Raw genomic sequence first — 15,319 nt, 5'->3', positions numbered from 1 at the left:
GCGCGATGGCATCGGGCGTTGCACGGGCCTGCGCCGCAACGTGATCGGCAAGCGTCGTGGCGTCGACGTCGGCCCGGTCGCCGTGCGCCCACCCGGTGACCAGCGCCCGATCGGCGTCGCTGATGGTGTCGACGTCGGCGAGCATGCGCTCGGGCACCTCGACGAGCGTGGCGAGCACCGTGCGGACATGGTCGGCCACGCGCACGACCTCGTCGTCGCCGATGACGCTCGGCAGGTATTTGAAGGCGAACCGCATGCCGTCGCCGGTCGGTCCGACGATCAGGTTGAGCGGATAGTGGGTGGAGTCGGCGAAGTCGACGCCGGTGATGTCCAGACCGGCCGCGCGACTCCCCGAGGCCAGGGCGTCGGAGTCGACCGGATAGGACTCGTAGACGGTCAAGGTGTCGAACAGGACCGGATGCCCGGCGATCTCGCCGATCTCGGCCAGGCCGAGGTGCTGATGGTCCAGGAGCCGGGTCTTGGCGTCCTGCAGTGCCGACGCGACCTCGCCCAGGGTCTGTGCCGGATCGCAGTCGACGATCACCGGGATGGTGTTGATGAACAGGCCGATCGCGGCCTCCACGCCGTCGATGTCGGCCGGGCGGCCGGACACGGTCTCACCGAAGGCCACCACCTGCTGCCCGATCAGCCGGGACAGGGTGAGGGCCCACGCGACCTGGATCGCGGTCGACGGCGTCACCCCGTGCTCGCGGGAGAAGCGGTGCAGTCCGGAGACCAGCTCGTGATCGAGGTCGACGTCGCGTTCCGCCGGTGTCTCGGCGACCGTGGCCCGCTCGGGCGCGAGGAGGGTCGGGCCGTCCAACGGCGCCAGCGCCTCTCGCCACGCCTCCCGCGCGGCGGCGCCATCCCGGTCGGCCAGCCAGGTGAGGAAGTCGGCGTAGTCGGCACGGGGCGTCTGCGGGGCGGGGACGGCGCCGTCGCCGAGGTAGGCGGCGAACAGGTCGGCGATCACCAGCGGCCCGGACCAGCCGTCGAGGAGGATGTGGTGGTTGGTGATGATCAGCCGGTGCCCACCCGACGGCATCGTGACCGCGACGAACCGGATGGGGCCGGGTCGTGCGAGGTCGAAGCGGGTGGTGCGCTGCTCGCCGGCGAGTGCCGCCAGACGCGCCTGCGCAGCGTCGGCGTCGAGGGAGGTGAGATCGACCGTCTGCCAATCGGGTTCGACGTCCGGCGGCACCACGGTGACCGGCGTACCGTCGGCCGTCCGCACGAACGCGGATCGCAGCACTGGGTGTGCTCGGAACAATTCGCCGGCCGCCCGTTGCATCCGGGGCTCGTCGATACCGTCGGCGACCTCGATGATCACCTGGACCGAGTACACGTCGATCTCATCGGGGCGGTCGACGATCTCGGACTGGAACAGCAGCCCGTTCTGCAGCGGGGACAACGCCCAGAGATCCGCCTCCGGGTACTGTCTGGCGAGCTCGTCGATCTCGTGCTGCGCGAGTCCGGTTGTCACCACATCGGATTCGGACAGGCCGGGATCGCCCACGGCGTCGAGGTCGGCGACGATGGTGGCGAGACCGCCCTGCCACCGTCGCGCGATCGCGCTGACCTCGTCGTCGTCGAGGACGGCGGCCGGGAAGCTGAAGTCAGCTCGCAGGGTCCGGCCGTCGCCATCGGCGACCGCGGAGACGTTGACCGCCAGCGAGGACAGTGCCACCATCGCGCCGGACACCGACGGCGGCAGCACCGGCGCATCCGTCGCCGGCAGGAAGCCGGCGACATCGTTCCCCGCGGCAGCGTCCGCCGGACCACCGACATTGCCGAAGTAGTTGAAGCTGATCGACGGGAGCCGCAGGTCTGCGAGCGGTGAGCCGTCGCGCAGGTGGCGCAGTGACCCGAATGCCACACCGTGATCGGGCATGGCGGCCCGGGAGTCCTTGACGGACTTGACCAACGCGGTGATGTCGGCCGTGTCACCACCGTCCGCGGGGACATCGACGGTCAGCGGTGCGATGCTGGTGAACCATCCGACCGTGCGCGACAGATCGGCGCCCGGTGCGACGGATTCCTCACGTCCGTGGCCCTCGAGGAGGATGGCGATGCGACCACCGGTGGTCGCATCCGCCACCGCCAGGGCCAAGGCCGCGAGCAACGGGTTGTCGGCCCCGGTCCGGAAGGCCTTCGGCACCCTGGTCAGCAGGGCTTCGGTCAGGTCGGTGGGCAGCGTCCACGACACGGTCCGGACCGTCGCCTGACGATCGCGGGCCCGTTCGAAAGGCCTGCCGACCTGCTCGACGTCTGGCGCCCGCAGGTGCTCGGCCCAGATCGGGAGTTCCTCGTCCCGGCCGGCGAGATCGGCGAGCACGCCGGCCCAGCGCCGCATCGACGTGCCGGTCGGTTGCAGCGAGATCCCCTGTCCCGCTGAGTACTGAGCCCATGCGGTGACGAGATCGGTGATGATCGCCGACCACGAGACGGCGTCGACCGCGAGATGATGAATGGCGAGAACCAGCCTGCCGCGCCCGTCCGGGCTCCGCAGCCCGACGGCCTGGAGCACTGCACCCGTGCCCGGGTCGAGACGTCCCAGCGCCTGGACGTGCCCCTCGCGGACGGCCTCGGTGAAGGCCGGCGAATCGACCGGGGCGTCGATGTCTCGGATCTCGACCGCGGCGCCCACGTCGGACGCGTTGCCCGCGGTCAGCTCCCACGCGCCGTCGCGCTCGACCAGCCGTGCACCGAGCATCGGATGGTGCGCGACGACCGCGGCGACCACCGTGCGCAGCTCGGGTTCGGAGATGCCGTCGGGCAGGACCAGCACGCTGCTCTGCGAGAAATCGGCGATGTCGGACGGCTCGTCGGCATGTTCGAGCATCCAGTGCACGGCCGGGGTGAGCGCGACCTCGCCCTCTCCCCCGCCCGGGTATTCGGCCAGGTCGGCGACCGCGCCGGCGCGGGCTGCGATGGCCAGGCCCCGCACGGTCCGCCGCTCGAAGATGTCCCGGGGGCTCACGGTGTAGCCCGCGGCACGCAGAGCCGACGACACCCGGATGGACATGATCGAGTCGCCGCCGAGCGCAAAGAAGGATTCGGTCACCGAGATCCGGTCGACGCCGAGGGCACCGGCGAAGATCCCGGCGATCGCACGCTCGTCGTCGTCGGCAGGTGCCTCGTAATCGGTGTCCAGCGCAGTGAAGTCGGGCCCCGGCAACGCCCGACGGTCCAGCTTTCCGGAGCTGCCCAGCGGGATGGCGTCGAGCAGGCTCCACACGGTCGGCCGCATGTATTCCGGCAGCGCCTCTGCGGCCGCGGTTTTCGCCGGCTCGGGAGTGGCCGGTCCGACCAGATAGGCGACGAGGTGTTCGGCCCCGGTGGACGACCGCGCGACCGTGACCGCAGCGTGCACCACGTCGTCGACGGCGGTGAGCACCGACTCGATCTCGCCGAGTTCGATGCGCTGTCCGCGCAGCTTCACCTGGAAGTCGGTGCGGCCCAGATACTCCAGCTCGCCGCCGGAGTTGTGGCGCACCAGGTCGCCGGTGCGGTACAGCCGGTCACCGGGTGCACCGAACGGGTCAGCGACGAAACGTTCCGCGGTGAGATCCGGGCGAGCCGCGTAACCGCGGGCGATCTGCACGCCGCCGAGGTACAGCTCGCCGGGCACGCCGACGGGTACCGGGCGCAGCCGGCTGTCGAGCACCCAGGTCGTGGTGTTCCACGTCGGGTGCCCGATCGGCACCACGTCGCCGACAGTGGTCAGATCCTGGTGGGCGACCTCGACGGCCGCCTCGGTGGGACCGAACAGATCGTGCAGTCCGGCCCAGGGCAGTGCGGCGCGGGTGGCCTTCGCGACGGCCGGTGGCAGCGCCTCACCGGAGGCGAAGACGTACCGCAGCGACGTGAGCCCCGCCAGGGTCTCGTCGTCGACGACGTCGAGGAACACCGACAGCATCGACGGCACGAAATGGACCGATGTCACCTGCTCCGACTCGATCACCTCGGCGAGGTGACCCGGATCGGTGTGTCCGCCCGGGCGGGCGATCAGCATCCGCGCACCGGCGAAGAGCGGCGCGAACAGCTCGGGCACCGAGACGTCGAAGGTGTACGGCGTCTTGAGGATCACCGTGTCCGAGGCATCGATCGGGAAGGTGCTCAGACCCCAGCGCAGACGGTTGAGGACGGCACGGTGCGACACCGTCACGCCCTTGGGCCGGCCGGTCGAACCCGAGGTGAAGATCGTGTATGCGGCGTGACCCGGATGCAGTGGTGCTCGCCGCTCGGCGTCGGTGACCGGATCGATGTCGATATCGATCGGTGCGGTGGTGTCGACATCGAGCACGGTGGCGCCGGCCTCGACAAACGTCTGCGGGGATGTGCCGGGCGCGACGAGGACCAGTGCCACGCCCGCGGTGTCGAGCATGTGGCGCACACGATCGGCGGGGGCCTCGGTGTCCATCGGCACGTATTGGCCACCCGCGGCGACGATCGCGTGGATCGCGACCACCATGTCGACCGATCGTGGAATACTCACGCCGACTGCGTCATCCGGGCCCACGCCGCGCGCGATGAGATCCCGTGCCAGGTCGCTGACCCGGGCCACGAGCTCTGCGTAGTCCACGCTCCGGTCGTCGAACACGAGGGCGGGGGCCGACGGTGTGCGTCGCGACTGCTCGATGATCGCGGTGTCCAGCGTGGCATCGCGGAGCGCCACGTCGGGTCCGACGGAGAGCCGGCGGATGTCGCCGTCCTCACGACTGGTGAGCAACGGGCTGTCGCCGACCGCCGCCGACGGGTGCCGCGCGAGATCCCCGAGGAGGTCGACGAATCGGCCGCCCAGTCGCTCGATGGTCGCCGCGTCGAAGAGATCCGTCGCGTACACGATCGAGCCGCGCCAGCCGTCCTCGGGACCGTCTCCGGTGGCGATGTCGATGGTCAGATCCACTTTGGCGGACGGCTCGCCTGCCGGTACGGGTGTGACGGTCAGCCCGGGCAGATCGATGCTCCCTCGCGACGACGCGTCGACCGTCAACAACACCTGCGACAGCGGCGCAAACGCCTCCGAACGAGTCGGATTCAATTCCTCGACGAGATATTCGAACGGCACATCGGCGTGCGCGTACGCGTCGAGATCGGTGCGCCGCACCGAATCGAGGAGTTCGGTGAATGTCGTCGACGAGTCGACCTCGGTGCGCAGGACGAGCGTGTTCACGAACATGCCGACGAGCTGATCGAAGGCTGCATCGCCGCGTCCGGCGATCGGGATGCTCACGGCGATGTCGGTGGTGCCGGACAACCGGGACAGCAGTACCGCGAGCGCGGCGTGCACGACCATGAACGACGTGACTCCCCGATCGGCGGCGATCGCGGTGACCGCGGATGCGACCTCGGCGCGGACCTCGAGCTCGACGGCCGCGCCACGCAGCGTCGCAACCGCCGGGCGCGGACGGTCCGCCGGCAGCTCGAGCACATCGGGTAGGGCCGCCAACTGTTGTGTCCAGTAACGGGTTTGCGCCGCCATCGCCGAGTCGGGATCGTCTGGTGAACCGAGGACCGCGCGCTGCCAGAGTGCGTAGTCGGCGAACTGCAGCGGCAGCGGTGTCCACGCCGGCGCGGCGCCTTCCGTCCGCGCGCGGTACGCCGTGAGGACATCGGCGAGCAGCGGTGTCATCGATTCGCCGTCGGCCGCTATGTGGTGCACGACGAGGGCGAGCACATGTCGGCGACGGTCGGCCGCGTCGGTGCCGAGCACCACGCGCACCGGCAACTCGGTCGCGATGTGGAATCCGGTGGTGACGGCCTGCGTCACGGCGGCAGCGATCTCGGCGTCGGAGCCGTCGATGTGCTGCCAACGCAGCGCCGTCGACAGGTCGGCGGCCGCGTGGACCGTCTGGACGGGCGTCCCGTCCACGTCCCCGAAGGTGCTGCGCAGCACCTCGTGTCGGCCCACCACGTCGGTGATGCAGGCGCGCAGCGCAGCGACGTCGAGGTCGCCGTCGAGGCGCAACACCAGCGGGATGTTGTAAGCCGGCGACTCCGGATCGAACCGGTTGAGGAACCAGATCCGCTGCTGCGAGTACGACAGCGGGAGGTGCGGCGGCCGCGGGATCGAGCCCGGCGCGACGGACGCCAGGGTGTCGGTCACGGACCGGCTCATCAACCGAGCGAGGTCTCGCACCGTCGGGTGGTCGAAGACGTCGCGGACCCGCACGGTGGCGCCCGCGGTCGCCGAGATCCGTGCGGCGAGTCGCGTCGCCGACAACGAGTTGCCGCCGAGGTCGAAGAACGATTCCGTCGCGCTCACCCGGTGGCGGCCCAGCAGATCGCCGATGATCTCGGCGATCTCGGTCTCGCCGGGGCCGACCGGTGCGACGAACTCCTCGGCCGATAGCCCGTCCGGGATCGGCAGTGCGCGTCGGTCGAGTTTTCCGCTGGTGGTCAGTGGCAGGGCGTCGAGGACGACGATCGCCGAGGGCACCATGTATCGCGCGAGTCGCTCGCTCACTGCGCCGATGAGAGTGTCCGGGTCGAGCTCCGTCGATCTGTCCGTCTCCGGCACCACATAGCTCACGAGACGGATACCGGTGCCGTCTCCCCCGACGCCCTGGGTGACCGCCGTGTCGACGCCCGGCTGCGCCGTGAGAACGGCATCGATCTCGCCGAGCTCGACACGCTGACCGTTGATCTTCACCTGGAAGTCGGCCCGGCCGGCGAACTCCAACCGATGAGCCCGGGTGCGCGCATCCAGTGTCCAACGGACGAGATCGCCGGTGCGGTACCACCGACTGCCCGGCTCGCCAAGAGGATTCGCCACGAAGGTCGACGCCGTCAGACCGGCCCGGTTCAGATAGCCGAGCGCGAGGCCATCGCCGGCGAGGTAGAGCTCACCGACCGCGCCGATCGGAACCGGATGCAGCCGTTCGTCGAGCACCGCCACCGAGAAGCCGCCCACCGGACGGCCGATGGTGATCGGTTCACCGGGAACCACCGCGGCCGCCGTCGCCCACACCGTGGTCTCCGACGGCCCGTACAGGTTGAACATCTCCCGGCCTGGCGCCCAGGCCTCGACCACGTCAGGCGGACACGCCTCACCAGCCGTCGTGAGGTGACGGAGCGAGGTGACGCCGTGGGGCTCCATCGTCGCGAGCACCTGTGGGGTGATGACCGCGTCGGTGACGGCGCCGTCGACGATCACCTCGACGAGGGCTGGGCCGGCGAAGACGTCGGCCGGGGAGATCACCAGGGTGACCCCCAGCCCGATGGCCCAGGCCATCTCGAAGAAGGCGGCATCGAAGCTCGGGGACGCCACGTGCAGCACTCGGGTGTCGGACTCGGTTCCCGAGATACCGTTCCCAGAGATTCCCTGTTGCGCGGCAAGCAATTCCGCCATGCCACGCTGCGACACGGCAACGGCCTTGGGTCGACCGGTCGAGCCCGACGTGTAGATCAGGTAGGCGAGGTCGTCGAGACGGGCGGCGCGGGTCCGTTCGTCGTCGGCGATCGGTGCGCCCGACAGTCCGTCGAGCCGTGTCCGGATCAACGGGTGGTCGATCGCAATCCAGCGGACCAAGTCGGAACGCTTGTCGAGTCCGCTGTCGCCGATGGTGAGTGCCACCGCCACACCGGAATCGGTGAGCATGTGGGCCACCCGGTCGGCGGGCAGTGTCGGGTCGATCGGCAGATACGCCGCACCGGTGGCCAGCACCGACCAGACCGCGATGACGGACTCGACAGACCGACCGACCGCCACCGCCACCACGTCTCCCGGTCCGATGCCCTCGCCGATGAGCAACCGGCCGAGTCGGTGGGTGCGGTCGCCGAACTCGTCGTAGGTCATCGACCGGTCGCCGAGGATCAGTGCGGTGCGGTCGCCGGTCACCTCACGCGCGGCGAGGATCTCGGTGATCGTGCGCGGCGACGCCGTGGCGGGAGCCGTCATCGGCGCGAGTACCGCACGTTCGTCGGCATCGACGAGCTCGATGTCACCGACGGCGCCGTCCGGCGCGGCCACGAATCCGGCCAGCAGTGTCTGATACAGCGCCGCTATACGCGTGATCTCACTGTCCGAGAACGCATTCGGGAGGTACTTGAACGTCAGGTCGATGCCGTCGTCCGACGGTGCGGCGGCGAGATTGAGCGGATAGTGGGTGGCGTCGGTCAGCGACACCCGCCCGATCTCCAGGCCGGCCGCCGAGCTGCCCGCGGTGACCGCGTCGGCATCCACCGGATATGACTCGTAGACCGTGAGCGTGTCGAACAGCACGTGATGACCGGCGGCCGACGCGATGTCGGCGAGGCCGACATGCTGGTGGTCGAGGAGCCGTGCCTTGGTGGCCTGCAGGTCGGCGAGGCCGTCTCGCACCGGCTGTGCCGCATCGACGTCGACGACCACCGGCAGCGTGTTGATGAACAGGCCGATCATCGATTCCACGCCGGGCAGTTCCGGCGGCCGGCCGGAGACCGTCTCGCCGAAGGTGACAGTGGCGCGTCCGGTCAGTCGGGACAGCAGCACGCCCCAGGCGTATTGGAGAATGGTCGGGACGGTGGTGTCGGTGTCGCGGGCCAAGCGGGTCAGCCGCGACGAGAGTTCGGCACCCGCGGCGACAATCCGGTCGCGGGGCAGTTCGGTTGCGGCGGAGGTGAATCCGGGCCGTACCAGGGTCGGGCCATCGACGTCGGCGAGGACCTCGCGCCACGACGCCAGTGCCGCGTCGTCGTCCCGTCGGGTGAGCCAGTCGAGGAAATCGCCGTAGTCACGGCTGACCGTCTCGTCGGTGCCCGGGAGCTCGAGGCCGCCGTAGTGGGCGAACAGTTCGGCCAGCACGAGCGGATTGGACCAGCCGTCGAGCAGCAGGTGGTGGTTGGTGACGACGAACCGGTTCACGCCGTCCGGGAGGTGGATCAGCCGGAAACGCAGCAAGGGCGGCACGGCCAGGTCGAACGGTGTGATCCGATCTCTCAGGGCCAGCTCATCGGCGCGGCGTTCGGCGTCGTCGACCGGGAGTTCACTGAGGTCGACGGACTCCCAGTCCAGGTCGACTTGTGAGGGGACCACGGCGAGCGGTGTGCCCGACTCGGTCCGCAGGTACCCGGAGCGGAGCACCCGGTGATCGCCCAGCAGCCGACGAGCCGACTCCCGCAGTCGATCGCCGTCGACGTGACCGTGGATGTCGATGACGCCCTGGGTGACGTAGACGTCGAGGCCGGTCGCGCCGTCCGCCGGTTCGTGATCGGCCTGGGCGTGTTCGGTCTGTGCCAGTTCGGCCTGATAGAACAGACCGCGCTGCAGCGGGGTGAGCGACCACAGGTCGGCGTCCGGATACCGGACGGCGAGCTGATCGATCTCGCCCTGGGTGAGGCCCGTGGCGGCGACGTCCGACGGACTCAGTCCGGGATCGCCGACCTCGTCGACGTGGGCGGTGATCTCCGCGAGCGCATCGGTGAACCCGGCGGCCAGTGACGCCACCGCATCGCCGTCGAGAACCGTTGCCGGCGCGCTGAACTCGACCTCCAGGACACGACCGACCGCGGTCGGCACGGTGTTGACGTTGACCGCGAGCTGCGCGAGCGCGGCCATCGTCCCCGAGACGGTACCGGGCAGGCGGGGTGCGTCGGCGACCGGTGCGAACGCGACGTCTGCATCGACACCGTCGGCGGACCGGACAGAACCCGTACCCGCGCCGAGGAAGTTGAACGTGATCGGCGGGAGCGGCCGAGAGGCCAGCGGCGAATCGGGTCGGAGGTATCGCAGCGCGCCGAAGGCGATGCCGTCGTCGGGCCGCTCGGCGACGGCTTCCTTGGTGGCCTTGACGAGCGTCGCGATGGGTAGGGCGGGATCGATCTCGACGATGAGCGGCGAGACGCTCGTGAACCAGCCGACGGTGCGGGACAGATCGGCGAGCGCCTCACCGACGTGTTCTTCGCGGCCATGACCCTCGAGCAGGATCGACACCGGGACCGGGCCACCCTGGTGGCGGGCCACGGCGAGTCCGAGTGCGGCGAGCATGATGTCGTCGGCGCCGGTTCGGAAGGCGGTGGCGATGCGGCCGAGGACCGCTTCGGCGAGATCGGCGGACACCCGGAACGTCTCGGATCGGACACCGGACTGCCGGTCCCGGTCTCTGGCGAGCGGCGCGCCGAGCAGGGTGGGATGCTGCGGCAGGTGACGTTCCCAGATCGGCAGCTCGGCGGCGCGGGAGGTCGCGAGACCGTCGAGCACACTCGCCCACCGCCGCATCGATGTGCCGTTGTCCGGCAGTCTGATCGACTCGCCGGCACTCCGTTGCGACCAGGCGATCGCGAGGTCGGTGATGATGGTGCGCCACGAGACGGCATCGACGGCGAGGTGATGCACGGCCAGGATCAGTCGGCCCGGATCGTCGCCAACGCCGCGCACGCCGGTGCAGGCGACCATCTGTGCCGCGGCCGGATCCAAGCGACCCAGCGCATCGGCATGAGCGGCGTGGACGAGTGCGGCACCGTCGGTGACCCCAGCACGCCGGGCAGCCTCGTCGGCCGTCCAGATGGTCAGGGCGTCGGCACCGGAAAACGGCTCACCGGCCCGCATCGACCATCCGTCGGCTGTCTGCGTCAACCGCGCCGACAATGCCGGATGGTGCGCGACCACGGCATCGAGCACAGCGCTCAGCCCGATCTCGTCGACGCGCGACGGCAGAGTGAGGACGACGGCCTGCGAGTAGTCCGCCACATCCGACGGTTCGTCGGCATGTTCGAGCATCCAGTGCACGGTCGGTGTGATGGCCACCTCGCCGACGGCGCCGCCCGGCAGCTCGTGCAGGAGGTCGCCGGGCGAGGTCTCGACGGCCCGGGCGAGGTCACGAACAGTCTTGTGTTCGAAGATCTCCCGTGGGCTGAGCGGGAACCCGGCACCGCGCAGCAGCGCCGAGACCTGGATCGACATGATCGAGTCGCCGCCGAGCGCGAAGAAGGATTCGGTCACGCCGACCCGGTCGGCGCCGAGCACACCGGCGACGATCTCCGCGATACGGCGTTCCGCCTCGGTCCCCGGCTCAACGGTCTCGGTGGATTCGGTCGTCGAGAAGTCGGGCTGTGGAAGGGCACGGCGGTCGAGCTTGCCGGCACTGCCGAGCGGCAGTTCGTCGAGCACCGTCCACACCGTGGGCCGCATGTACTGCGGGAGCGCCGCTGCGACGGCACGTCGCGTCGCATCGACGTCGACGGTTGCCGTCGGGGACAGGTAGGCGACGAGATGCTGAGCATCGCCGGGCCCGGTGGCGACTGTCGCGGCCGCGTGGACGACCCCTGGCACGCCGGAGAGCACGGACTCGATCTCGCCGAGCTCCACCCGCTGACCGCGCAGCTTCACCTGGAAGTCGGTGCGGCCCAGGTATTCCAGCTCACCCGCCGAATTGACCCGGACGAGATCACCGGTGCGGTACAGCCGTCCGCCGGAGACCCCGTACGGGTTGGCGACGAATCGGTCGGCCGTGAGGTCGGGGCGGGCCGCGTATCCGCGGGCCACCTGCACACCGCCGAGGTAGAGCTCGCCCGGGACGCCGACCGGCACCACCCGCAGGCGTGCATCGAGCACCAGGGTCTGGGTGTTCCAGGTCGGTCGGCCGATCGGCACCACGTCGCCGACGACGTCGATGCCCTGATGGGCGACCTCGACGGCGGCCTCGGTCGGACCGAACAGGTCGTGCAGCCCGGCGTGCGGGAACCGGTCCCGGGCCGCGGCGGCGACCGAGGGCGACAGGGCCTCGCCGGAGCAGAAGACGTAGCGCAGATGGGTCAGGGCGGCCAACTGCCGGGCGGGGACCACATCGAGGAACACCGACAGCATCGACGGCACGAAATGCACCGACGTCACCCGGTGCGCCGACAGCACCTCGGCGAGGTAGGTCGGGTCGGTGTGTCCCCCATGGCGCGCGACGAGGAGTCGGGCACCGGCGATCAGCGGCGCGAACAATTCCGGTACCGAGACGTCGAAGGTGTAGGGCGTCTTGAGGATCACCGTGTCGTCGGTGCCGAACGGGAAGCTCGCCAGACCCCACCGCAACCGGTTGAGCACCGAGCGGTGACTGACCGTCACACCCTTCGGCCGGCCGGTGGAACCGGAGGTGAAGATCGTGTAGACAGCGTGGTCGGGATGCAGCGGCCCGGTGCGATCGGCGTTCGACACCGGCTGCGCGTCGGGAGCATCGAGGTCGACCGGGCGATCGGCGTCGACCACCACGACGGGCGTCGCATTGGCGGAAACGGGCTCCGGAGGGGCACCCGGATCGACGAGAAGTACCGCCGCACCGGCGGTGTCGATGATGTAGTCGGCGCGCTCGGCGGGCGCCTCGGTGTCGATCGGGACGTACTGTCCGCCGGCGGTCACCACCGCGTGGATCGCGACGACCATCTCGACCGACCGCGGAATGCACACGGCCACCGCCACGTCCGGCCCCACACCGAGCGAGATCAGCGTTCGGGCCAGCATGTTCACCCGGGCGGCGAACTCGGCGTGGTCGACCACGCGGTCGTCGAACAGCAGCGCCGGGGCGCCCGGGTGGCGTGAGGCGAATTCGCTCAGGGCCTCGGGCAGGACCTGTGTCGGCAGTTCGACGCGCGACCCGGTGGCCTCTGCCACGCGGCGCGACGCCTCGGCCTCGTCGACGAGAGCGAGATCACCGACGGCGGGATCGGCTCCGGCCGAGGCCGCCACGGAGATCTCGATCAGCAGGCTGCGGAATGCGGAGGCGATGCGTTCGGCGCCGGCGTGGTCGAAAAGATCTGTGGCATAGATGATCTTGCCGGTGATCGCGCCCTCGTCGGTCTCGGTCATCCCGACCGTGAGGTCGAACTTGGCGGCGTCGGCACCCGGATCCTCGGCAGTGATCTCGAGCTCGCCGACCGCACTCGGACCGAGCCCGCTCTGATCGAGGACGAGCAACACCTGGGCGAGCGGTTCGAACGATTCCGACCGCACCGGGTCCAGTGCCTCGACGACCCGTTCGAACGGCACGTCGGCGTGCGAGAAGGCGTCGAGATCGACGCGCCGCACCTGGCCCAGCAGTTCCGCCAGCGACTGATCGGGGGTCACCTCGGTGCGCAGCACCAGCGTGTTCACGAACATGCCGACGAGGTCGTCGAGGGCGACCTCGCCGCGACCGGCGACCGGCGTGGCGACCGCGATGTCCGATGTTGCCGACAACCGCGCCAACAGCACGGCCAGCGCGGCGTGGACCACCATGAATCTCGTGGTGCCGTGGGCACGCGCGAGTTGATCGAGACCATGACGAATGTCCTCGCCGACCCGGTACTCGACCGCTCCGCTGCGCATCGACGCCACCGTGGGGCGCGGGTGATCGGTGGGCAGTTCCAGCACGTCGGGGAGCCCGGCGAGCTGCGTCCGCCAGTGCCCGAGCTGTCGGGAGATCTCCGAACCGGGGTCACGGTCGTCGCCGAGCGCTTCCCGTTGCCAGATCGCGTAGTCGGCGTACTGCACGGCCATCGGCGCCCACGCCGGTGATTGTGACTGTGCGCGTGCGGTGTACGCGATGGCGAGGTCGCGGGCGAGCACCGGGCCGGACTCCCCGTCCGCGGCGATGTGGTGGAGAACAACCACGAGGAGGTGTTCGTCGGGGCCGACCGTCGCGAGTCGTGCCCGGATGGGCAATTCACCCGCGACGTCGAAGCCGCGCCACAGGAGTTCACGCGCCCGCACCTCGTCACCGATCCCCCAGTCCAACAGCGGGGTCGCCGCCGCGACATCGGAGATCTCCTGATGCGGCGTGCCGTCGGGACCGGCCGGATAGCGAGTGCGCAGCACTTCGTGACGCGCCACCACATCCGCGAAGGCATCTCCCATGGCATCGGCGTCCACCGGGCCGCGCAGGCGGAGCAGGACGGGGATGTTGTAGGCAGGTGATGTCGTGTCGAATTGGTTGATGAACCACATCCGCTGCTGCGCGAACGACAGTGGCAGCGGCTCGGTTCGGGGCCCGGTGGGTACGAGTGCCGGACGGCCGGCGCGCAGGCCGGCCGCGCCCGAGACGAGTTCGGCGAGTTCACGTGCGGTGGGTGCGTCGAACAGCAACCGCACGGGTACGTCCGCCCCGAGCGCGTCGGCCACCCGGGCGGCGACCCGGGTCGCCGACAGCGAGTTGCCACCGAGATCGAAGAAGCTGTCGGTCACCGACACCCGGTCGACGCCCAGCACGTCGGCGAACACACCGGCGACCCTCGCCTCGACATCCGATTCCGGGGCCACGTACTCCCCTGCGCTGAACTCGGGTTCCGGCAGGGCCCGGCGATCGAGTTTGCCCGCCGAGTTGAGCGGGATGTCGTCGAGGACCATCCAGACCGTGGGCCGCATGTACTCCGCGAGTGCCTCCGACGTCACCGACTTGACCCGGTCCAGGTCGATCGGCTGACCACTCGCACCCGCCAGGTATGCCACGAGATGATCTCCGCCGGCCGGCGCGGCGGCCACCGTCGCGGCCGCGTGCACCACGCCGGGCGCCGATGCCAGCACCGACTCGATCTCGCCCAGCTCGATGCGCTGACCCCGCAACTTGATCTGGAAGTCGGTGCGGCCCAAGTAGTCCAGTGATCCGTCGCCTCGGTGACGTACCAGGTCTCCGGTTCGGTACAACCGCGACCCCGGCGGACCGAACGGATCGGCCACAAAACGTTCCGCGGTCAGTTCCGGTCGAGCGGCATAGCCCCGGGCCAGTTGGATCCCGCCGACGTAGAGCTCGCCGGCAGCGCCTCTGGGCACGGGGTGCAGTCGTGCGTCGAGCACGTGCGCGGTCGAGTTCCACACCGGGACACCGATCGGCACCGATCCGAGCGAGGCGGCCACATCGTCGATCTGCTGATAGGTGATCTCCACGGCGGCCTCCGTCGGCCCGTACAGGTTGTAGAACAGCACCTCGGGCAACAACTGCCGCGTCTCGGCCGCCACCGCCGGCGGGAGCGCTTCCCCTGTGGTGGACACGATGCGCAGCGAATCGAGCGACCGAATCCGTTCCGGACCGGCGACCTCGAGGAACACCGACAGCATCGACGGCACGAAATGCACCATGGTCGCCCGGTGCTTCGCGATCTGCTCGGCCACGTACACCGGATCGAGATGACCGTCGGCGTCGAGCACCAGCAGCCGGGCGCCGACCATCAACGGCGCGAACAACTCGGCCACCGAACAGTCGAAGGTGACCGGCGTCTTCAGCACCACCGTGTCGGACGTGTCGATCGGCAATTCGTCGAGTCCCCAGCGCATCCGGTTGACCACCGCGTCGTGCGACACGGTCACGCCCTTCGGCCGTCCCGTCGATCCGGACGTGAAGATCGTGTAGGCCGCGTGGTCCGGCCGTAGAGGTGTGTG

The 15,319-nt window shown here is 69.9% G+C and carries 1 protein-coding gene (only partly in view); it reads right to left on the bottom strand.

This entire window lies inside a single protein-coding gene on the bottom strand: locus ACPXCG_RS07615, encoding a non-ribosomal peptide synthase/polyketide synthase (RefSeq protein ID WP_425790725.1). The 53,661-nt coding sequence extends 34,355 nt beyond the window's left edge and 3,987 nt beyond its right edge, so the window shows coding positions 3,988-19,306 (codon 1,330, complete, through codon 6,436, partial); the first complete codon in reading order (the gene reads right to left) occupies positions 15,317-15,319. Both the start codon and the stop codon lie outside the window.

Source organism: Gordonia sp. DT218 (genome assembly GCF_049847105.1).
Classification (GTDB): Bacteria; Actinomycetota; Actinomycetes; order Mycobacteriales; family Mycobacteriaceae; genus Gordonia.
The sequence above is the reverse complement of the archived record's forward strand: the minus strand, read 5'-3'. Positions and strand labels throughout refer to the sequence as shown.